The sequence below is a fragment of the Mesorhizobium sp. M0816 genome (genome assembly GCF_040320005.1).
Taxonomy (GTDB): domain Bacteria; phylum Pseudomonadota; class Alphaproteobacteria; order Rhizobiales; family Rhizobiaceae; genus Mesorhizobium.
The window spans coordinates 158909-178073 of the sequence record NZ_JAMYOT010000008.1 but is presented as its reverse complement, the minus strand read 5'-3'; the positions used below and the strand labels follow the sequence as shown (position 1 = coordinate 178073).

The following is a 19165-nucleotide window of genomic DNA, read 5'->3' as shown; positions in this document are numbered from 1 at the left end:
CCGACTTGAGCCGGCCCGACCTGGCGCATGATACAAGCCAAAGGCCTGCAGATCACCGCTCGGTCAGCTTCAACTCGATGCGGCGGTTCTTGTTGCGCGCCTCTTCGGTATCGGCGGGGTCGAGCGGCTGGAATTCGCCGAAGCCGGCCGCGACCAGCCGGTTGGCCGGCACGCCGTTCTCGATCAGGAACTTGACCACCGATGTCGAGCGCGCCGTCGATAATTCCCAATTGTCGCGGTAGCGGCCGGTACCGGAGAGCGGCTTGTTGTCGGTGTGGCCGTCGACGCGCAGCACCCAGTTGATCTCCGGCGGGATTTCCTTTTGCAATTCGATGATGGCATCGGCGAGCTTCTTCATCTCGACCTTGCCGGCATCGTTGATCACCTCGGAGCCGGTCGGGAAAAGCACTTCCGACTGGAAGACGAAGCGGTCGCCGACGATGCGGATGTTCTCGCGGTCGGCAAGAATTTCACGTAAGCGGCCGAAGAAATCGGAGCGGTAGCGGTTTAGCTCCTGCACGCGTTGCGCCAGTGCGACGTTGAGGCGGCGGCCGAGATCGGCGATCTTGGTGTTGGATTCGCGGTCGCGCGTTTCGGACACGTCGAGCGCTTGTTCGAGCGCTGCGATCTGCCTGCGCAGCGCCGAAATCTGCTGGTTGAGGATCTCGACCTGGCTCAGCGCCTGCTGGCTGATCTGGCGCTGGCTGTCGAGCTCGCCGGAAAGTGCCGTCGCGCGCTGGTTGGCGGCATCGCCGGCACCAGCGCCTTGCGCCAGCAATTGCTCGAGCCGGCTCTTTTCCGCCTCCGACGCGGACAGCGACGCCTGCAAATTGGCAAGGGTGTCCTCCTTGTCCTGCGTCGTCGAGCGTTCCAGCGCCAGAAGCTGGGTCAACTCGTTGATCTGCGAATTGAGGCGGTTGAGCACCGTGTCCTTGCCGGAGATCTCGCGGCCGAGCAGGAACTGCGCCAGCACGAAAACCGTGAGCAGGAACATGATCGCCAACAGCAGCGTCGACAGCGCATCGACGAAGCCCGGCCAGTAATCGATGCGGCGGTCGGAGCGCCGGCCTCGTGCCAACGCCACGTCAATGCACTCCAGGCTTCTTCAAGGCGTCGGCGATCTTCTCCAGGGTGTTGCGCATCGCCTTCTGCTCGTCGGACTGGGCCTCGACCCAGTCGCGCATGATCTGCTGTTCCGAGCGCATGTTCTTGACTAGGCCGGAAATGCCGTCGGCGAGATTGGCCATGGCGGTGGCGACGCGCGGATTGGAGCCGCCGCCATTCTCCTGCAGAGTGCGCAGCTTTTCCGACAACAGCCGGATTTCCTCGGAGGGTTCGGTCTTGGCCGCGTCGGCAACGACGATGTCGGAGGACAGGTCGGTGACCGAGGACAGCCAGTTTTCGAGTTCGGTATAGAAGCGCGTCTGGGCGCGGCCGGCCTGCAGGTCGAGGAAGCCGAGCACCAGCGAGCCGGAGAGGCCGAACAGCGAGGACGAGAAGGCGGTGCCCATGCCGGCCAACGGAGCGGAAAGCCCCTGCTTCAGGGATTCGAGCACGGCCGCGGCATCGCCGGTGCCGGGATCGAGCGACTCGATGGTTTCGCGGATCGAGCCGATCGTGTTGAGCAGGCCCCAGAAGGTGCCGAGCAGGCCGAGGAACACCAGCAGTCCGACAAGGTAGCGCGACGTGTCGCGGCTTTCGTCGAGGCGGGTGGCGATCGAATCCAGCATGGTGCGCATCGAACTGGTCGAGAAAGCAATCGTCGAGGAGCGGCCGATCATCGCCTTCATCGGCGCCAGCAACACCGGTTCGGTGGTTTCGGAACCGGCGCGGAACGAGTTGACCCAGCGCACCTCGCGGAACAGCCGGCCGACCTGGACGAAGGCCAGCAGGATGCCGACCGCCAGCACGCCGATGATCAGGCCGTTGAGGCCGGGATTGGTGACGAAGGCGGTCGAGATCTGGCGGGTCAGGATGGCGGCGATGAAGGCCACGATGAACAGAAAGATCACCATGGTCAGCAGAAACACCTGCGGGCTCGACAATTTGTGCGGGTCGTAGATCAGAACGTCGGAGCGCCTGCCCATGCCGAAGGATCTGAGAAGAGTCATCCGTGCCCCGTTTCCGATGCCGTCGCCGCCGATCAATTTGTGTTTGCGACTCTAAACGGAATTGTGACGAAATTGAATGGCGCTTGGCAATATTGCCACTGTCCGCGACCGGAGGTCAAAGCCGGTTGATGACCAGGCAGTCGACCATGGCGGCCAGATGCAGGCCGGCGCCGGTGACGACAAAGCCATGCCACAGCGCATTGTGGAAGCGCAGGCCCTTCCAGGCGAAGAAGATCACGCCACAGGAGTAGACGATGCCGCCGGCAACGATGAGCGCGATCGATGTCGCCGGCAGCGTCCGCACGAGCGGCTCCACCAGAACGATACCGCTCCAGCCGATGGCCAGGTAGAAGACGATCGCAAGCCGGTCGAAACGGCCGGGAAGAAAGACCTTGATGGCGATGCCGACCGCCGCGGCGGTCCAGACCAGGACGATCATGGAAACGGCCAGCGGCGAGCCGCCGAGCTGGGCCAGGAAAGGCGTGTAGGTGGCAGCGATCAGCAGATAGATCGCGGCATGGTCGAAGCGCCGCAATATCCATTTTGCCGGCGACGACACCGGCCAGACATTGTAGGCCAGCGAAACCGACAGCACGGTGAGCAGCGAGACTACATAGAAGGCGGCGGCAACGTATTCGCCGGGGCCGGTTCGATAGGCGGCCAGTGCCAGCAGCGTCGAGCCGGCAGCGATCGCCAGCACGATGCCCACGGCGTGGACAATGCCGTCGGCGATGATCTCGGCGCGCGAGTAATGCCAGCGCCCCATAAAGGGAATGTCGAGCTGGGAGAGTTCGCTCTGGGGTTGGGGCCGGCTGTTCGTCATCGATGATCCTGCGCCACCTTATCTGGGCGGCCGCGGGACAGTATTTCAAGCTTTGGTTGCGGTTTTGCGACTGCGGCGGTTCAGCGCGGCGTGCCTCTATCAGCCGGCTGAGAGTGGCCTTTTGATAGTCTTCAACAGCGCGCGCTGGATGAGTTCGTTGCCGGCGACCAGTGAACCGGCGTTCAGCACATCCTGTCCCCCGGCGAAATCGGAGACGAAACCGCCCGCCTCGCGGATCAGCAAAATGCCGGCGGCGACATCCCAGGCCGACAGGCCGGTTTCCCAGAACCCGTCCATGCGGCCGGCGGCGACGTAGGCGAGATCGAGCGAGGCGGAGCCGAGACGGCGGACGCCAGAGACCTCGGCCATGACATTGCGCAACTCGATGAGGAAATTGCCGTGCTGGCCACGCCCGAGATGCGGCATGCCGCAGCCGATCACCGCATCGACCAGCTTGGTGCGGCCGGCGACGCGCAGCCGGCGGTCGTTCATGAAAGCGCCGCCGCCGCGCTCGGCGGTATAGAGTTCATCCATCGCCGGATTGTAGACGACGCCGGCGACGATCTGGCCCTGGCGCTCCAGCGCGATCGAAACGGCAAAGAGCGGAATGCCGTGCAGGAAATTGGTGGTGCCGTCGAGCGGGTCGACGATCCAGCGGTGCTGGCCGTCGTCGCCCTCGATCACGCCGCGTTCCTCCATCAGGAAGGCGTAGCCGGGCCGCGCCTTGGAGAGTTCGGCAAAGACGATGTCTTCGGCCTTGCGGTCGGCCTGGCTGACATAGTCGCCCGGCCCCTTCATCGAGACCTGCAGGTTCTGCACTTCGCCGAAGTCACGCGACAGCGAGCGGCCGGCTTTCATTGCGGCCTGGACCATGACATTGAGGATCGCGGAACGCGCCATTGCTGTTCTTCCTGTCGCTGCGCCTATTTGCCTTGACGCATGATCTTATCCAAAAAGTCTGCAACTCTTTGGGATCACGCCTTAGTCGGCGCGGCGCACATAAGTGATTTCGTTGGTATCGACGATGATGCGCTCGCCCGAGCCGATGAACGGCGGCACCAGCACGCGGATGCCGTTTTCGAGTATCGCCGGCTTGTAGGACGAGGCTGCCGTCTGGCCCCTCACCACCGGGTCGGCCTCGGTGATGGTCAGCGTCACCTGGTCGGGCAGCGAAATGCCGATCGGCCTTTCGTCATAGAGCTGGACCGTCACCATCATGCCGTCCTGCAGGAAGGCGGCGCGATCGCCGACGAACTCCTTTTGCAATTCGAGCTGCTCGTAGCTTTCGGTGTCCATGAACACCAGCGCGTCGCCCTGCTCGTAGAGGAAGGAAAAATCCTTCAGATCGAGCCGGATCTGCTCGACCGTCTCGGCCGAACGGAAGCGCTCGTTGAGCTTGGTGCCGTTGATCAGGTTCTTGAGTTCGACCTGGTTGTAGGCGCCGCCCTTGCCGGGCTTGACGGTGTTGGTCCTGACGGCCACCCAAAGGCCGCCATCATGCTCGATGACGTTGCCGGGACGGATTTCGTTGCCATTGATCTTGGCCATGGTGAGGTGATCCGGAAATGAGATGATCGCCGCAAAGGGCAATTTGGCGCCTCCAAGACCACAAATCGCCAGCAGAGGCAAGGAGCGCCTTCCGATGAAGCGGGAACGAAGCTGGCCCGGCAGCGCGCCGTGGCGGCCTCAGTCCGCCCTGACAGTCGCGGTGACGGCCTCGGTCACTGCGTCGGCGACCTCTGTCAAAAGATGCAGGTGCGGCGAACGCAGGACGACAATTCGCAGCGACAGCTCGAGGCCGGGAGCGTCGACCAGGGCAATGCCCTCAGGCAGCTTTTCCCGCAGCAGCCGCTTGGGCAGCAGGCCAAGGCCTTGGCCTCGACGAACCCAGTCGATCTGCAGCGCGCTGTCCTGAATCTCGGCGCCGACCATCAACCTGTGGCCGCCCTCGGCCAGGGCAGCCGCCAGCCGCCGGCGCGCGTCGCAGGGTTCAGGGCTGAGGACCCAGGGCATGGTCTTGACGTCGGCTTGCCGGCTGGTGTTTTCGGCAGCGATGATGCCGAGGGGCTCGGTTCCGACAACGCCGTCGCCAGCTTTGGAATTGCTGCCGTCCAGGATGAAGGCGAGTTCGAGCTGTCCGCGCTTGTGCTGGTCGGCCAGCTCAAGACTCCAGCCGCTCTTCAGACGCAGCGAGACCTTCGGAAACCGCGCCACGGCATCAGCAATGGCGGCGGCCACGGCTTTGTCGCAAAGTCCATGCGCGAGGCCGAGCCGCAGCAGGCCCTCCGGCTCGTTGCCCTTGGCGAATGATCTCAGCGCGTCGACGGCGGCGAGAATTTCCTTGCCGCGTGCCAGCACCTCTACGCCGGCCGGGGTCAGTCGCGACGGCTTTAGCCGGCGGTCGAGCAATTCCGTGCCGAGCATCTCCTCTAGCCGCTGGATCTGGCGGGTGACGGCCGGCTGCGTCAACGGCAGGCGTTGCGCCACCTTCTGAATCGAACCCTCCTCGGCAAAGAGGGCCAGTGTTTTCAGTTCTTCAAGCACGATACACCCGAACATGTCATGGAAGCATAATTATCCTGAACATTATGAATTTGAAATCCGATGGATGGCAAGCGATTTTCCTCTGGCAGGACCCAGCTAGAAAGGAACGACGATGAAAGCGATCGAATTGCAGAGCCCGGGCGGCCTCGAGAACCTCAGAATGGTCGAGCGGCCGATGCCTGAGCCAGGGCGCCAAGAGATGATTGTGAAGGTCAAGGCGACGGCGCTGAACTACCGCGATGCCGAGATCGTTCGCGGCAGCTATCACACGAAGTTTGCATTGCCGCTGGTGCCGCTGTCGGACGGCGTCGGCGAAGTCGTTGCCATCGGCGCCGAGGTCAGCCGGTTCAAGATCGGCGACCGGGTCTGCGCCACGTTCTGGCAGCGCTGGGTCGGCGGCAGTTTCGCCATGGCCGAGCCATCCTATCAACGCGGCGGCCCAATCGACGGGCTGCTCAGCGAATTTGCCCGGCTCGACGAACAGGCGGCGGTGCTGGCGCCGGCCAATCTGAGCGACCTCGAAGCGGCGACGCTGCCATGCGCCGGCGTGACGGCATGGCACGCGCTGTTTACGGAGGGCAGCGTCAAACCCGGCGACACCGTGCTTTGCCTCGGCACCGGCGGCGTTTCGCTGTTTGCGGTGCAGTTCGCCGCTACTGCCGGGGCGCGCGTCATCGTGACGTCGAGCAGCGACGAGAAGCTTGCGCGGGCAAGGCAACTTGGCGCGCAGGATGGCGTGAACTATCGCAGCGCCCCCGACTGGGCATCGGCCGTGCTGGGATTGACGGATGGCCGCGGCGCCGACCATATCATCGAGGTTGGCGGACCGCAGAGTTTTGCACAATCGCTGAGGGCAGCGGCGCGCGGCGCCCAGATCAACGTCATCGGCTATCTCGGCGGCAGTGACGGCGCCATCAACCCGCTCGACATCTTCCGCCGGCAGGTCCGGGCGCGAGGCATACCGGTGGGCTCACGCGAATCCTTCGAGGCGATGAACCGCGCCATTGTCGTCAACCGGTTGAGACCGGTGATCGACCGGGTCGTGCCATGGAGCCGGGCCGCCGAAGCCTTTCGGTACCTTGAACACGGCTCGCCTTTCGGCAAGGTCGTGCTCGATCATACGCAATGAGTCCGCCTGACGAGCCTGGTGCAATGAGTCGCGAGACCGCGGTCAGGGCAGGCGGTTGGCCCGTTGCAGCGCCTGCTGCGTCTGCTCGTCGGTCAGGCCCTGCAGGAAATCGTCCATCTCTTGGTCGATCAGCCCGGCGCGGCGGGCGACAACATACCAGGCGCCGGCGAGGATCAGATCCGGGTCGGTGCCGATGCCGTTCATGTAGAGCTTGGCGAGACGGTTCTGGGCGGCGACATTGCCGCCTTCGGCGGCCTGCTTCATCCAGTTGAACCCGGATTTCAGGTCGCGGGCGCCGCCGCGCCCCTCGATCATCCAGGTGGCGAGATCGATCTGTGCGGTGTCGTAGTTCTGCCGCGCGGCCTGTGCCAGCAGGCCGCGGGCGCTGACATCGTCGCGCGGCTTGCCGCCGGCGCCATTGGCGTAGACCTGTGCCATCGCATATTGTGCGTCGGCAAGCCCGGTCGCGGCAGCGCGCTCGTAATAGGACACGGCTTTGGCAATACCGGCATCGCCGGGCTCCTGTTCGACCATCAGCTGCGCAAAATTGAACTGCGCCAGGCGGTTGCCGGCCTCGGCGGCGGCCTGCATCAGCGCATAGGCCTCCTTCTCGTCCTTTTTGACGTAGCGGCCGTCGAGCAGCATCAGCGCATACTGGAATTGCGATTCCGGCACGCCCTGCTCGGCGGCAAGCGCATACCACTTCGCCGCCCCTGCCGCGTCGACCGGCACGCCGAGGCCGCGCGACAATATCTCGGCCACCAGCGTCTGTGCTGCCGGATCGCCGTTTTGAGCGCGGGAGAGCGCAAGGTTGTAGGCCGTCTTGTAGAGCCCGCGCTGAAAGGCCCCGTAGGCAGCATCGGACGGCTTTGCGCCGAAGCGGTCGGGGTTGATGGTGTCGGCCGACGGCAACGGGGTGGTGGTGGCGGGCTGCGGCAATTGTGCGGCGATCGGCTTGTCGGCAGGTTCGCTGGAATCCGGCCTGGGCTGCGGCAGCGGAACGGGTTCCGCCGCTATCGCCTGCGTCACGGCCGTTGCGAGAAAGGCGCTGAAAAGGATTTTCCGCGAGAGCACGTCAGTCCTCGAAGCGCGGCGCGGTTTCGTCGAGCAGCGCGTTGGCGGCGGCAACCGCCATCTTCGGATCGACGCCGTCGGCGAAAACGGCGCTGGACAGCGCCACGAATTCGGCGCCGGTGGCGGCGACCGCTTCCACCGAGGCAAGATCCGATCCGGCCATGACGATGCAGGGGATCTGGATGACGTCCGCCCACCATTGCCCGAGCGACAGGTTGCGCGGGTGCGGCTCAGGCTTGTTGTCGTAGCCGAAGCGGCCGAAGAAAATGTAATCAGGCCTGACCTCGCCGAGTTCCAGCGCATCGTCGCGGGTCTTGGCGCCGCCGGTGCCGACCATCATCCTGGCCTGGAAGTGTTCGATCGTTTCGGCGAGCTCGTCCTTGCCGACCTCGACATGAATGCCGTCGGCCTGGACGCGGCCGGCGATGCGGGTGTCGCCGGCAATGATGACGGCAATGCCGGCCGCTTGCGCCACCGGCACGATCTGCTCGGCAAAGGCTTGGAAAGAGGCCTCGTCCATACCGTTTTCCGGCAGGATAAGCGAGGCGACGTCACCGCCGTCGAAAGCCGCGGCGATGCGCTCGGCCGGCACGTTCGGCGGCGCGATCAGCACGATGCGGCAGCGGTTGGGCGGCGTTGCGTCATTCATTGGTGTTCGGTCCCGGTTATCGCCTATGCCGGGCGAAGATGGTTGCATTGCGGCATAGAGCAAAGTGCGGGAGTTGAACAGGCGGCAGGGGGATCACGTTTGCCGTCAACGATTCCATAGGGCTCGGCGCATGGCTGCCGTTGGCCGAAATTCTCCTCGCCTGGTCGCTTGCGGCCCTACGCAGGCACCTTCGATTTCCACAGCGACCAGCCGAGATTCATGCCGGCGGCGGCGACCAGGATGGCGGCGGCGCCGACGATCTGTGCCGGCTGCAGCCGATGGCCGAAGGCGACGACATCGACGAGGATGGCGACGACTGGGTAGATGAAGGACAGCGATCCCTGCAGATGCGTCGGCAGCTTCTGGATGGCACCGTACATGAGGATGTACATCAGGCCGGTATGGACGATGCCGAGCGTCGCCAGCATGACCCAGCTCCACGCATCGGCGGGAAGGTGGGTGAGATTGGCGAAGGGTGCCAGCATGAGAACGCCGACGCAGACCTGGATCAGGGCGATCAGGTGCGGCGGCGTGCCTTTGAGCTTCTTGGTGACGATAGCCGCAACGGCCCAGAAGAAAGCCGCGGCCAGCGCCATCGCAATGCCGGTAAAGTAATCCGTACCATGATCGCCTGCATCGGGCGCGGCCTGCACGATCAGCAGCATGCCGGCGAAGGCGATGCCGAGCCAGGTCAGCTTGGTCACCGTCAGCCGTTCGGAGAAGAAGAGCGCGCCAAAACCCACCAGCATGAAGGGCTGCGTGTTGTAAACGGCCGTGGCGATCGAGATCGACGCGCGGGAAAACGCGCTGAACAGCAACAGCCAGTTGATAACGATGGCAGCACCGCCGAGAGCCGCGATCGCGACGATGCGAAGCGACAGCCTGCCACGCAGCAGTCCCAGCGCCGCGCAGATGATCAGCAGCGTTACCGCCCCGAAAGCACAGCGCCAGAACACCACGTCCATGATGGGCTGGCCGGAAAGGACGACGAACCAGCCGATCGTGCCGAGGATCGCCATCGCCGCCGTCATTTCGATCGTGCCGCGTACCGTGTTGTCCATGGATGCTGCTGAAACCCGTTGAGATTTTATAATCTCACAGCGGATCGGGTCTTTCCATGACTTCTAGCTGGTGATATGCAGGACAAACCTAATTAAATTAGGTAAGCATCGGCTTTTTCTTGGAATTGTAAAATGCTGGACGAGCTCGACAGAAAGCTCCTCGATATCCTGGTCAAGGATTCACGGACCTCGCTGAAGGAACTGGCGCTGCAGGTCGGGTTGTCGTCACCAAGCGTTTCGGAGCGGCTTCGGCGGCTGGAGGATCGCGGCGTCATCCGCGCGTTCACCATCGACATCGATCCGCAGGCGCTCGGCTACGCCTTGCAGGCGATCGTTCGCATCCGGCCATTGCCGGGCAAGCTGCACATCGTCCAGAAGCTGATCGAGGAAATCCCGGAATTCGGCGAATGCGACAAGGTGACGGGCGATGACTGCTTCGTTGCCCGGCTGTTCGTCCGCTCGATCGGCGAGCTCGACGGGATTCTCGACCGCATCGCCGACAAGGCCGAAACCAGCACCGCCATCATCAAGGCGCAGCCGATCCGGAGACGCCCGCCGCCGCTCGACATGCCAAACATGTGACGGGTTTCGGTGGCGTGGCCCACATATTTGCGGTCGCGGTCTGGCCATTTCTGGTCTATTCCAGAGTTCAACTTTCCCTCCAGCGTCCTTTCCCATGTCAGGCCTGCTCGTCGATCCCTGGTTCTATGCCGCGGCCATTCCGGCCGTCATCCTCGTCGGCCTGTCGAAAGGCGGCTTCGGCGGCGCCGTCGGCTTTGTCGGCGTGCCATTGATGGCGCTGACCATGCCGCCGGTTCAGGCTGCCGCAATTCTTCTGCCAATTCTGTGCCTGATGGACATTGTCTCGGTGTGGACGTGGTGGGGTATCTTCGACCGCAAGATGCTGGCCGACATGATGCCGGGTGCCGTGATCGGCATTGCCCTTGGCTGGCTGACGGCGGCACTTGTAACCGAAGAGATGGTGCGGCTGATCGTCGGCGCGGTTGCGTTGATCTTCGTGCTGCGCTGGCTCTATTTGCAACTCCGCCACGGTGCCGGCCACGCGGCGGAGCCCAACCGCGTCGCCGCCGGCTTCTGGGCAACCGTTGCCGGGTTCACCAGCTTCGTCGCCCATGTCGGCGGCCCGCCTTTTCAGGTCTATGCGCTGCCGATCAGGCTCGATCCGAAGGTGCTGTCGGGCACCGCGGCGATCTTTTTCGCCGTCACCAACGCGCTGAAGCTCATCCCTTATTTCGCGCTCGGCCAGTTCGACACCACCAATTTGACCGCGTCGGCGGTGCTGATGCCGCTGGCGCCGCTGTCGACAATCGCCGGCGCCTGGCTGGTGCGGCGGATGCGGCCGGAGCTGTTCTATCCCTTCACCTATGCGACCGTGGCGGTCGTCGCGGTCAAGCTTCTGTGGGACGGCATCGCCGGCCTCCTGTAAGACGGCGGCCCCATTCGGCCGCCGCCGGATTCCTTACACCTCAGGCGGCACTCGGCAGCAGCTGCCGCGTCCTGCCAAGTGCCAGGGCAATGCCGGTTGCCAGTACGAGCGCCATGCAGCCCAGAATGGTGATGTCGTGGAGCGTCGGCTTCAGCACCATGTCCGCGATGATCACCAGCATCACCGAATAGTCGAAGCGCGCGGCGCTGAGGACGCGCTGGCCCTGGGCAAGCACTGCCGGCGTCACGCCCTCCTTGGCGATCATGCCTGCCATGCGGTCGGCAGTCGGCTTGAAGATGAACATGCCGATGCAGAAGGTCGTCGCATAACCGGCAAGGCCGATCAGCACCCACAGATCGGAAAAGCCGACCCAGAAGCCGCACATGATGAGGCCGAAAAGCAATGTCAGCATCGACATCGGCGCGAAGAACCGGTTGCCGAGCTCGCCGGTGGCGCGCATCGCCTGCAGCATGCCTTCGACGTTTCCAGCGCGGTCGGCGCGTACCGCGAGCAGCATCAGCGTGAAGCCGCCGCCGACCCAGAGGAACGCCGAGACGATGTGCAGAAATTTAACGGCCGAGTACCAGTCCATTGTTCGCTCCTTGAGAGATTGTCATGATTGCCGGAGCGCAAGGTTTGCTCCGCCTCGTTGCGAGGAACGGGCGTTTAGCGCGGCGCCTGTTTCGGAACGATGTCGCGCGCAGTGCCGTTTTGTTTCGGTAAGCCGGTCACCATTTGGAGGAAACCATGGCGCAAGCGTCGCCCCTACTTTCCAGGCGGTGGTGTGAACGGCGCCGTGGCCAGTCAGCTGTGCTGTTACGGCACAGTTGCTGGGCGCTTGATCGAAAAATATGCCCCGCGTTAAGGCTTCGTTAAGCTTTACAGGCGTTTACTATGTCCATCCAGTGATCTGGATTCTTACCGAGTGGTTGGAGCCACTTTGTTTGACGCCTCCCTGTTAAACTCCTGAGAGCCGCCTTATCCGCGGCTCTTTTTTTGTGCGCCGGCATGGGCGTCCTTCCGGCTAAATGCGGCCGTTAACCGTTTGTTAAACATGTGCTTGCCTTCGCTGGCAGCGAAGCGCATTTTCAAGCTTCAGTCGTTTAGGCTGCCGGATATGGCGGCCAAGAGCCGAATCGGCCGGCTGTCAGGCAAGTGCAGGGGCGTAGCGATGAACGAGCCTTCGAAGGCGAGCGCGAAAACCATCAAGCTGGCGGAGCGCCGGGTTTTCTCCCAATCCTTCAAGCCGCTCTATCAGGAAGGCATGGGCCTGGTCGAGCAGGCGGCCGAATATCTCGACGGCAAGGGCCGCGCCGAGGCCAAGAAGCTGTCGAGGCTGGCGGCGACGCTTTATGCGGCCGAATCGATGCGGCTGACTACCAGGCTGATGCAGGTCGCCTCGTGGCTGCTTTTGCAGCGGGCGGCGAATTCCGGCGAGATGACCCGCGATCAGGTGGCCTCAGAAAAATCCAAGGTGCGTCTCGACACCGCCTCCGCGCATGAGGAGGCGCCCGGCTGGGCCGAGCTGCCGAAGGATTTCATAGACCTCGTCAACCGTTCGCTGCGGCTGCAGGCGTTGGTGCGCCGGATGGACGAGGAGATCTATGGCGGCCTTGCCGAGGTGCCGCCGTCGAGCCGTCGCCTCAATCCTGTCTCCGACCAGATCACGCTGCTCAACACGGCTTTCGCCCGCGGCTGAGAGAACGTTTCATAATTCTACTCCGGCGGCCATCTAGACTAACCGCGAAGGGATGGGCTCGCGATCATCAGGCGGGGAGAATCACGCAGCAGCAGGCGCGATCCGACCTCCACGATAGACCTGATCGCTGGGAGCAGCTCCTGCCCCAATGACGTCAGCTCATACTCCACGGTCGGCGGCGATGTCGGCATCACGTGGCGTGCGAGGACGCCACGCTCCTCGAGATCGCGCAACCTGCCGGTCAGCACCTTCGCCGAAATGGCTGGGATATCGCGGCGCAATTCGGAGAACCGGCGCGGGCCGTCGCTCAAGGACCAGAGCACCTCGGGTGTCCAGCACCCGCCAAGCAGCGCCATGCACCTCGACATGGGGCAGCCGGGAAGCGCCTTCACCTTCGTTCGCATCCTGAGGACCATCGCGCATCTTCCATGAGAGTTTCCAGTTGGTTACCGGAAAATGATGGTAACTACAAGATACGTGGTTTCCGACGGTAACGAGAGCCGCTATCTGAGGCTCTCAATCCATCCAACCACGAAATGGACAGAACGATGTACGCAATAACTGGAGCAACAGGACAGCTTGGCCGTCTCGTGATCGACGCACTGCTGAAGACAGTTCCGGCCAGCCGGATCGTTGCGGCGGTTCGTGATCCGGCAAAGGCCAGCGATCTTGTCCAACGCGGCGTAGTCGTGCGGGAGGCGGACTATAATCGTCCCGACACGCTCCCGATGGCGCTGGCCGGCGTCGATAGACTGCTGCTGATTTCCTCGACCGAAGTCAGCGGCCGCTTGCCGCAGCATCGGTCAGTTGTCAAGGCCGCCCAACGGGTGGGGGTTTCGCTGATCGCTTACACAAGCATGCTGCATTCGGACACGTCTCCCGCGAGGCTCGCGGTCGAACATCGGCAGACGGAGGAGGTCATCGCGGCCTCCGGCCTACCCGCCGTCATCCTGCGCAACGGCTGGTATACCGAGAACCATCTGATGGCGCTCCCGGCGGCTCTGGAGCACGGCGCCTTCATCGGCGCCGCAAATGAGGGGCGCTTCTCGTCCGCGGCGCGGCAGGATTATGCCGAGGCCGCGGCCGTGGTGCTGACGAGCGAGGATCAAGCAGGGAGGACTTACGAGCTCGCCGCGGACCAAGCCTTCACGCTCGCCGAGCTTGCGGCGAAGGTCTCGCGGCAATCGGGCAAGGCGATCGCCTACAACGATCTTGCCGGGGCGGCCTATGAGGGTGTGTTGACAGGCGCCGGGCTGCCCGCCGATCTCGCCGCTATCCTGGCCGATGCCGACATTGCAGCCTCACGCGGAGCGTTGTTCGATGACGGCGGCGCCATGAGCCGGCTGATCGGTCGACCGACAACGCCACTGGAGAGCGTCGTTGCGGCAGCATTGCGCGGTTGAAACCGAGATGGCTGTCACATCCGCCAAAGGATCAGAGGACCGTCTGTCGCTCGCGCCAACAGTTATTCAAACGACTAGACTAGCGCAGCCTTCTGCGCTTCCGGCCTTCGCCGGCCGGAGCATTCAGAGCGGTCGTGGCAGTTAAGGCTATGGCCGGCGTAGGCCGGTGCTCGCGTACTTATGTACGCTCCGCTCCGGTTCTCGAAAACCACGCTATCTGTCTCGCCAGAGCGAATTCTCAAACATTCTCTAAACCAGACTCGGTTGCTGTTTCTGGTTTGTTCACATTTCGCTGGCATCGCTGCTCGCCGGGGTTAAAGTTGACGGATGGGGGAAGCGATTCGCATCATCGGCATCGATCCAGGGCTGAGGCGCACCGGCTGGGGCATAGTCGACAGCCTCGGCAATTCGCTGCGCTTCGTCGCTTCCGGCACGGTGCGGTCCGACGACAAGGCCGCGCTGGCGGTGCGTCTTTGCCAGTTGCATGACGGGCTCGCCGAGATCCTGCATGCCGCGATGCCGCACGAGGCGGCGGTCGAGCAAACTTTCGTCAACAAGGACGCGGCGGCGACGCTGAAACTCGGCCAGGCACGCGGCATCGCCATGCTGGTGCCGGCGCGTGCCGGCCTTGTCGTTGCCGAATATGCGCCAAACGCCGTCAAAAAGGCGGTGATCGGCGTCGGCCATGGCGACAAGAAACAGATCCACATGATGGTCAAGGTGCTGATGCCGAAGGCGACTTTCGACACCGACGACGCCGCCGATGCGCTGGCCATCGCCATCTGTCACGCGCATCACCGGCAGAGCATCGCCTACAGGATGGCGGCGCTGGCCGGATAAGTATGTTCTTGACTTGTTCTCCAGTGGGCAATAAGTAATACCAACGAGGTATTACCATGCGCGTTACCACCAAGGGCCAAGTGACCATCCCGAAGGAAATACGGGATCATCTCGGTATCGGCCCGGGCTCGGAGGTGGAGTTCGTCCCCACCGAGGACGGCGCTCGTGTCATAGCCGTCGACGAAAACATGTCGGAGGAGGAAGCCTCGCGCAGATTCAGCCAGATGCTCGATCGTATGGCCGGTACGCTGGATCTGGGAGGCTTGACGGCGGATGAATATGTGGAATGGCTGAGGGGCCCACGTGAAGATCTCGACATTGATTGACACAAATGTCTTGATCGACGTTTGGGGTCCTTCCGGACGGGAGACGAAATGGTCGGCATCCGCGATTACCGCATGCCGGCGCGACGGCGCACTCGTAATCAATGCAATCGTCTGGTCCGAGCTCGCGCCGTTGATTGCGACCGAACAGGCTCTTCGTCAAGCAGCCGACATGCTCAAGATGGATCGCGAATTTCTGCCGTGGGAAGCAGCCTTCCTCGCTGGTGTCACGCACTCGCGCTATCGCCGCGCCGGCGGCATTCGCGAACGAACCTTGCCGGATTTCTTTATTGGAGCCCATGCGGTTGTCGCTGGGCATCGCCTGCTGACGCGCAATGCTGCGCGCTATCGCGGCTATTTCCCGGACCTCGATATCATCTCTCCGGAAACCCACCCGGCATGATCGGCACGCTCAAATGATCGGCAAGCTAAAAGGCACGCTGGATGAGATCGACGAGGATTTCTGCATCGTCGACGTGCATGGCGTCGGCTATGTCGCCTACTGCTCGGCGCGCACGCTGGCGGCATTGCCGCGGCCGGGCGAGGCGGTCGTGCTGTTCATCGAGACCTATGTGCGCGAGGACATGCTGCGGCTCTATGGGTTCCAGTCGGTGCTGGAGCGCGAATGGTTCCGGCTGTTGATGAACAATGTGCAAGGCGTCGGCGCCAAGGTGGCGCTGGCCATCCTGTCGACGCTGGCGCCGGCCGATCTCGCCAATGCGATTGCGTTGCGCGATATCGCCATGGTCAGCCGTGCGCCGGGCGTCGGCAAGAAGGTGGCGGAGCGCATCGTCACCGAATTGAAGAACAAGGCGCCTGCCTATGCGGGCACTGCCTCCGGCACCATCGGCCTGAAGCAGGAGCTCGGCGAGGGCGTCGCCTCGGCGCCGATCACCGACGCCGTCTCGGCGCTGGTCAATCTCGGCTATTCGCGCGACACCGCCGCCAATGCGGTGGCGGCGGCGCTGAAGACGGCAGGCGAGGAGGCGGACGCCTCGAAGCTGATCCGCTTCGGCCTGAAGGAGCTGGCACGGTGAGACGTTGCCCGACAAATAAATTCCGACTAGGAACAAGAGCATGGTCGGATATGCAAGCTTGACCTCCAGGGGGCAGCTTACGATTCCAAAGAAAGTCCGGAACGAGTTGTCGCTCAAGTCAGGCGATACTGTTGCGTGGACGGTCGTGGATGGTCTCCTGATAGGAACGCCGCGCAATCTCGAATTTGCCGACCTCGCTGGATTTCTAGGCGATCCACCTGACGGGCCTGCTGCGCTGGAACAGATCGACGCGGTGGTAAGAGATGCAGTGGGCCGCCATGTTGTTGGCGAGGAGCACGGCGACGAACGAGAGGGTGCCGGGTGACGTTGATCGGTATCGATACAAACTTTTTCTTTCGGGCGGTATGCGTATGAGCCTTTCGCCACGCCTCATTGCTCCCGACAGACGCGGCGAGGACGCCGAGCAGACCTTGCGGCCGCAGACGCTTGGCGACTTCGTCGGCCAGGCGGGGGTGCGGGCCAATCTCAAAGTGTTCATCGAGGCCGCCAAGGGGCGCAGCGAAGCGCTCGACCATGTGCTGTTCGTCGGCCCGCCCGGCCTCGGCAAGACGACGCTGGCGCAAATCATGGCGCGCGAGCTCGGCGTGAATTTCCGCTCGACCTCGGGTCCGGTCATCGCCAAGGCCGGCGATCTCGCGGCGCTGCTCACCAACCTCGAAGACCGTGACGTGCTGTTCATCGATGAGATCCACCGGCTCAACCCGGCGGTCGAGGAAATCCTCTATCCGGCGATGGAGGATTTCCAGCTCGACCTGATCATCGGCGAGGGGCCGGCGGCGCGCTCGGTCAAGATCGACCTGGCCCGCTTCACGCTTGTCGCCGCCACCACCCGGCTCGGCCTTTTGACCAACCCGCTGCGCGACCGGTTCGGCATTCCGGTGCGGCTCAATTTTTACTCGGTCGAGGAACTCGAGCAGATCGTGCGGCGTGGCGCCCGCATCCTTGCCATGCCGCTCGGCGACGACGGTGCCTTGGAGATCGCCCGGCGGGCGCGCGGCACGCCGCGCATCGCCGGCCGGCTGTTGCGCCGGGTGCGCGACTTCGCCAGCGTTGCCGGCGACGGTCATGTCGACCGCAAGGTCGCCGACGAGGCGCTGACGCGGCTGGAGGTCGACGGGCTCGGCCTCGACGCGCTCGACCGCCGTTATCTGTCGATGATCGCCCGGAATTTCGGCGGCGGGCCGGTCGGCATCGAGACCATCGCTGCCGGGCTTTCCGAGCCACGCGATGCCATCGAGGACATCATCGAACCCTTTCTGATCCAGCAAGGCTTCATCATGCGTACCCCGCGCGGCCGCGTGCTGGCGGCCAATGCCTGGCGGCATCTCGGCCTCGACGCGCCAAAGGACCTGGCGCAGCAGCAGATCAGCCTGTTCCAGGAAGAACCCTAAGTTCCGCTGCTTATGGCTTCGGTGCTGGCAGTTCCCCGGCCCAGCCCTCCAGGTCTTGATCATCGCCGGTCTATGCGCAAAACAGGTGTTGCTTGAAACAGGGCCTGTCGGGCCAAAAGGACAGCGCAATGGACGATCACGGTGAATCGGCATTGTCCGCCGGACTTTCCGGCGCGCTGACGGAATTCGGCCATCGATTGATGGCGCGGGTCTATTATGCCGATACCGATTTTTCCGGCGTCGTCTACCACGCACGCTATCTCGAATTCTTCGAGCGCGGCCGTTCCGACTATCTGCGGCTGGCCGGCGTCCACCACACCGAGCTTGCCGACGGCAAGCATGGCGAGAAAATAGTCTGGGTGGTGCGGCGCATGGAGATCGATTTCCGCGGTTCGGCCCGCATGGACGACATCCTGACCATCGACACGCGCACCGACGAGATTTCCGGTGCGCGCATCGTCATGGCGCAGCAATTGAAGCGCGGCAGCGAAGTGCTGGTCGAGGCGCGTGTCGAAGCGGCGATCGTCGGCGAGAACGGGCGGCCGCGGCGCTTTCCCAAGGACTGGATCGCAGCCTTCATGCCCAGAACGCGCAAATAAAGGTTCAGAGGCGGACGATCCCGGAGCTCCCGGTCCAGGCCAGAATCGCCAGGCGGCCTATCAGGGCGCGGCAATGCGCCGCGCTGTACGTCCTAACCCATCCTTAACCATAACGGTCCATGAAGGGATTGGTTAAGATTGGGAGAATCCAAGCGCCTTCCTTTCACCAATATTTGCCCCGAAAAGGCCGCCAACGGTGCATTTGGGGTTATTCCGCAAGCCTAACGCGAACGGACCACAAGGGATGCCCATGGGCCAGCCGCCAGCCACGCCCGGAAAATCTTTAAGGACGTAACATGGAAAACATCGCTCTCGCCGAACCGGGCGCGCATTTATCGATTTGGGCCTTGTTCATGCAGGCCGGTTGGGTGGTCAAGCTGGTCATGATCGGGCTGCTTGGTGCCTCGATCTGGACCTGGGCGATCATCGTCGACAAGCTCGTCGCCTATGCCCGCATGCGGCTGGCGCTCAATCGCTTCGAACAGGTGTTCTGGTCGGGACAGTCGCTGGAAGAACTTTACCGCACGCTCGCCGACCGCAAGACGACCGGCATGAGCGCGATCTTCGTCGCTGCCATGCGCGAATGGAAGAAAAGCTTCGAGAAGGGCGCGAAATCGCCGCTCGGCCTGCAGACCCGCATCGACAAAGCGATGGATCTGGCGCTGACCCGCGAGATGGAAAAGCTTGAAGGGCGGCTCGGCTTTCTCGCCACCACCGGCTCGGCGGCGCCCTTCATCGGCCTGTTTGGCACGGTTATCGGCATCATGACCTCGTTCCAGGCGATCGCCGCCTCGAAGAATACCAGCCTGTCGGTGGTCGCGCCCGGCATCGCCGAAGCGCTGCTGGCGACGGCCATCGGCCTGCTCGCCGCCATCCCGGCCGTCATCGCCTACAACAAGCTGTCGTCGGACGCGAGCAAGATCGCGGTGCGCATGGAAGGGTTCGCGGATGAGTTCTCCGCCATACTCTCGCGCCAAATCGATGAAAAAGTCGCGCAGAAGGCCTGAGGAACGA

Annotated in this window: 24 protein-coding genes; 13 read left to right on the top strand and 11 right to left on the bottom strand. The window is 63.3% G+C overall.

The genetic code is table 11. The features are described 5' to 3' along the window. Positions 1-52: 52 nt before the first annotated feature. From NKI17_RS14845 to NKI17_RS14820, 6 genes are all read right to left on the bottom strand, one after another. Positions 53-1084 (bottom strand): peptidoglycan -binding protein, encoded by a 1032-nt coding sequence (locus tag NKI17_RS14845; protein ID WP_023678020.1) that lies wholly within the window; start codon positions 1082-1084, stop codon positions 53-55. A 1-nt stretch (position 1085) separates the two neighbouring features. Next, the gene (locus tag NKI17_RS14840; protein ID WP_023678019.1) at positions 1086-2111 is read right to left on the bottom strand and encodes a MotA/TolQ/ExbB proton channel family protein; all 1026 of its coding nucleotides are present in this window, start codon (positions 2109-2111) and stop codon (positions 1086-1088) included. Positions 2112-2226: 115 nt separating this feature from the next. After that, complete coding sequence (gene trhA, locus NKI17_RS14835) at positions 2227-2934, bottom strand: PAQR family membrane homeostasis protein TrhA (RefSeq protein WP_023678018.1); 708 nt, start codon at positions 2932-2934, stop codon at positions 2227-2229. Positions 2935-3033: 99 nt separating this feature from the next. Beyond that, positions 3034-3834: an inositol monophosphatase family protein gene (locus NKI17_RS14830; protein WP_023678017.1), complete on the bottom strand. Its 801-nt coding sequence runs from the start codon at positions 3832-3834 to the stop codon at positions 3034-3036. Positions 3835-3915: 81 nt separating this feature from the next. Beyond that, a complete protein-coding gene (gene efp, locus NKI17_RS14825) occupies positions 3916-4482 on the bottom strand; it encodes an elongation factor P (RefSeq protein WP_023678016.1) in 567 nt (188 codons plus the stop codon). Positions 4483-4620: 138 nt separating this feature from the next. Continuing rightward, the gene (locus NKI17_RS14820) at positions 4621-5478 is read right to left on the bottom strand and encodes a LysR family transcriptional regulator (RefSeq protein ID WP_352796509.1); all 858 of its coding nucleotides are present in this window, start codon (positions 5476-5478) and stop codon (positions 4621-4623) included. A gap of 112 nt (positions 5479-5590) precedes the next feature. On the opposite strand from NKI17_RS14820, the gene NKI17_RS14815 reads away from it, so the two are divergent. Next, positions 5591-6607 (top strand): zinc-dependent alcohol dehydrogenase family protein, encoded by a 1017-nt coding sequence (locus tag NKI17_RS14815; protein WP_352796512.1) that lies wholly within the window; start codon positions 5591-5593, stop codon positions 6605-6607. Positions 6608-6649: 42 nt separating this feature from the next. Here the strand turns inward: NKI17_RS14815 and NKI17_RS14810 are convergent, their stop codons facing one another. The 3 genes from NKI17_RS14810 to NKI17_RS14800 form a co-directional block, all read right to left on the bottom strand. Further along, positions 6650-7681 carry a tetratricopeptide repeat protein gene (locus NKI17_RS14810; RefSeq protein WP_352796515.1) on the bottom strand — a complete coding sequence of 344 codons (1032 nt, stop codon included), beginning with the start codon at positions 7679-7681 and terminating at the stop codon, positions 6650-6652. A gap of 1 nt (position 7682) precedes the next feature. After that, the gene (locus tag NKI17_RS14805) at positions 7683-8330 is read right to left on the bottom strand and encodes a thiamine phosphate synthase (RefSeq protein WP_352450837.1); all 648 of its coding nucleotides are present in this window, start codon (positions 8328-8330) and stop codon (positions 7683-7685) included. A gap of 176 nt (positions 8331-8506) precedes the next feature. Next, positions 8507-9391 carry a DMT family transporter gene (locus tag NKI17_RS14800; protein ID WP_352796518.1) on the bottom strand — a complete coding sequence of 295 codons (885 nt, stop codon included), beginning with the start codon at positions 9389-9391 and terminating at the stop codon, positions 8507-8509. A 132-nt stretch (positions 9392-9523) separates the two neighbouring features. Between NKI17_RS14800 and NKI17_RS14795 the strand changes: the two genes are divergently transcribed. After that, the gene (locus NKI17_RS14795; RefSeq protein WP_023678010.1) at positions 9524-9973 is read left to right on the top strand and encodes an Lrp/AsnC family transcriptional regulator; all 450 of its coding nucleotides are present in this window, start codon (positions 9524-9526) and stop codon (positions 9971-9973) included. Between the two features lie 94 nt (positions 9974-10067). After that, complete coding sequence (locus tag NKI17_RS14790; RefSeq protein WP_352906233.1) at positions 10068-10838, top strand: sulfite exporter TauE/SafE family protein; 771 nt, start codon at positions 10068-10070, stop codon at positions 10836-10838. Positions 10839-10878: 40 nt separating this feature from the next. Here the strand turns inward: NKI17_RS14790 and NKI17_RS14785 are convergent, their stop codons facing one another. Next, complete coding sequence (locus NKI17_RS14785) at positions 10879-11430, bottom strand: DUF2269 family protein (protein WP_352906232.1); 552 nt, start codon at positions 11428-11430, stop codon at positions 10879-10881. 579 nt (positions 11431-12009) lie between these two features. Between NKI17_RS14785 and rcdA the strand changes: the two genes are divergently transcribed. Further along, positions 12010-12537 carry a protease adaptor protein RcdA gene (rcdA, locus tag NKI17_RS14780; protein WP_352796523.1) on the top strand — a complete coding sequence of 176 codons (528 nt, stop codon included), beginning with the start codon at positions 12010-12012 and terminating at the stop codon, positions 12535-12537. Between the two features lie 38 nt (positions 12538-12575). On the opposite strand, the gene NKI17_RS14775 is transcribed toward rcdA, so the two are convergent. Then, entirely contained in the window at positions 12576-12893 is a 318-nt protein-coding gene (locus tag NKI17_RS14775) for a winged helix-turn-helix transcriptional regulator (RefSeq protein ID WP_245274745.1), read from the bottom strand. Positions 12894-13085: 192 nt separating this feature from the next. Between NKI17_RS14775 and NKI17_RS14770 the strand changes: the two genes are divergently transcribed. The 9 genes from NKI17_RS14770 (at position 13086) to tolQ (ending at position 19158) form a co-directional block, all read left to right on the top strand. Beyond that, positions 13086-13940, top strand: a complete 855-nt coding sequence (locus NKI17_RS14770) for an SDR family oxidoreductase (RefSeq protein WP_352906229.1) — start codon at positions 13086-13088, stop codon at positions 13938-13940. Between the two features lie 327 nt (positions 13941-14267). Next, on the top strand, positions 14268-14780 hold the full coding sequence (gene ruvC / locus NKI17_RS14765) for a crossover junction endodeoxyribonuclease RuvC (protein ID WP_352796529.1): 513 nt from the start codon (positions 14268-14270) through the stop codon (positions 14778-14780). A 56-nt stretch (positions 14781-14836) separates the two neighbouring features. Continuing rightward, entirely contained in the window at positions 14837-15106 is a 270-nt protein-coding gene (locus NKI17_RS14760; RefSeq protein WP_352589970.1) for an AbrB/MazE/SpoVT family DNA-binding domain-containing protein, read from the top strand. Beyond that, positions 15084-15506, top strand: coding sequence for a type II toxin-antitoxin system VapC family toxin (locus tag NKI17_RS14755; protein WP_352906227.1), 423 nt, complete (start codon positions 15084-15086; stop codon positions 15504-15506). The genes NKI17_RS14760 and NKI17_RS14755 overlap by 23 nt, the downstream gene beginning before the upstream one ends. 13 nt (positions 15507-15519) lie before the next feature. Beyond that, on the top strand, positions 15520-16140 hold the full coding sequence (gene ruvA, locus NKI17_RS14750; RefSeq protein ID WP_023678001.1) for a Holliday junction branch migration protein RuvA: 621 nt from the start codon (positions 15520-15522) through the stop codon (positions 16138-16140). 40 nt (positions 16141-16180) lie between these two features. Continuing rightward, positions 16181-16465: an AbrB/MazE/SpoVT family DNA-binding domain-containing protein gene (locus NKI17_RS14745; protein ID WP_023678000.1), complete on the top strand. Its 285-nt coding sequence runs from the start codon at positions 16181-16183 to the stop codon at positions 16463-16465. Positions 16466-16511: 46 nt separating this feature from the next. After that, positions 16512-17552: a Holliday junction branch migration DNA helicase RuvB gene (gene ruvB / locus NKI17_RS14740; RefSeq protein WP_352906225.1), complete on the top strand. Its 1041-nt coding sequence runs from the start codon at positions 16512-16514 to the stop codon at positions 17550-17552. A gap of 128 nt (positions 17553-17680) precedes the next feature. Then, positions 17681-18151 carry a tol-pal system-associated acyl-CoA thioesterase gene (gene ybgC, locus NKI17_RS14735; RefSeq protein WP_023677998.1) on the top strand — a complete coding sequence of 157 codons (471 nt, stop codon included), beginning with the start codon at positions 17681-17683 and terminating at the stop codon, positions 18149-18151. Between the two features lie 296 nt (positions 18152-18447). Beyond that, positions 18448-19158, top strand: a complete 711-nt coding sequence (tolQ, locus tag NKI17_RS14730; protein ID WP_023677997.1) for a protein TolQ — start codon at positions 18448-18450, stop codon at positions 19156-19158. Positions 19159-19165: the final 7 nt, after the last annotated feature.

Excerpts from the sequence above, each read along its gene's own strand:
- NKI17_RS14795 (WP_023678010.1), top strand. The coding sequence starts at position 9,524 with ATGCTGGACGAGCTCGACAGAAAGCTCCTCGATATCCTGGTCAAGGAT.
- NKI17_RS14745 (WP_023678000.1), top strand. The coding sequence starts at position 16,181 with ATGGTCGGATATGCAAGCTTGACCTCCAGGGGGCAGCTTACGATTCCA.
- efp (WP_023678016.1), bottom strand. The coding sequence starts at position 4,482 with ATGGCCAAGATCAATGGCAACGAAATCCGTCCCGGCAACGTCATCGAG.
- ybgC (WP_023677998.1), top strand. The coding sequence starts at position 17,681 with ATGGACGATCACGGTGAATCGGCATTGTCCGCCGGACTTTCCGGCGCG.
- NKI17_RS14840 (WP_023678019.1), bottom strand. The coding sequence starts at position 2,111 with ATGACTCTTCTCAGATCCTTCGGCATGGGCAGGCGCTCCGACGTTCTG.
- tolQ (WP_023677997.1), top strand. The coding sequence starts at position 18,448 with ATGGAAAACATCGCTCTCGCCGAACCGGGCGCGCATTTATCGATTTGG.
- NKI17_RS14760 (WP_352589970.1), top strand. The coding sequence starts at position 14,837 with ATGCGCGTTACCACCAAGGGCCAAGTGACCATCCCGAAGGAAATACGG.
- NKI17_RS14800 (WP_352796518.1), bottom strand. The coding sequence starts at position 9,391 with ATGGACAACACGGTACGCGGCACGATCGAAATGACGGCGGCGATGGCG.
- NKI17_RS14815 (WP_352796512.1), top strand. The coding sequence starts at position 5,591 with ATGAAAGCGATCGAATTGCAGAGCCCGGGCGGCCTCGAGAACCTCAGA.
- NKI17_RS14785 (WP_352906232.1), bottom strand. The coding sequence starts at position 11,430 with ATGGACTGGTACTCGGCCGTTAAATTTCTGCACATCGTCTCGGCGTTC.
- NKI17_RS14790 (WP_352906233.1), top strand. The coding sequence starts at position 10,068 with ATGTCAGGCCTGCTCGTCGATCCCTGGTTCTATGCCGCGGCCATTCCG.
- NKI17_RS14830 (WP_023678017.1), bottom strand. The coding sequence starts at position 3,834 with ATGGCGCGTTCCGCGATCCTCAATGTCATGGTCCAGGCCGCAATGAAA.
- NKI17_RS14775 (WP_245274745.1), bottom strand. The coding sequence starts at position 12,893 with ATGGCGCTGCTTGGCGGGTGCTGGACACCCGAGGTGCTCTGGTCCTTG.
- ruvA (WP_023678001.1), top strand. The coding sequence starts at position 15,520 with ATGATCGGCAAGCTAAAAGGCACGCTGGATGAGATCGACGAGGATTTC.
- NKI17_RS14805 (WP_352450837.1), bottom strand. The coding sequence starts at position 8,330 with ATGAATGACGCAACGCCGCCCAACCGCTGCCGCATCGTGCTGATCGCG.
- NKI17_RS14770 (WP_352906229.1), top strand. The coding sequence starts at position 13,086 with ATGTACGCAATAACTGGAGCAACAGGACAGCTTGGCCGTCTCGTGATC.
- rcdA (WP_352796523.1), top strand. The coding sequence starts at position 12,010 with ATGAACGAGCCTTCGAAGGCGAGCGCGAAAACCATCAAGCTGGCGGAG.
- ruvC (WP_352796529.1), top strand. The coding sequence starts at position 14,268 with ATGGGGGAAGCGATTCGCATCATCGGCATCGATCCAGGGCTGAGGCGC.
- trhA (WP_023678018.1), bottom strand. The coding sequence starts at position 2,934 with ATGACGAACAGCCGGCCCCAACCCCAGAGCGAACTCTCCCAGCTCGAC.
- ruvB (WP_352906225.1), top strand. The coding sequence starts at position 16,512 with ATGAGCCTTTCGCCACGCCTCATTGCTCCCGACAGACGCGGCGAGGAC.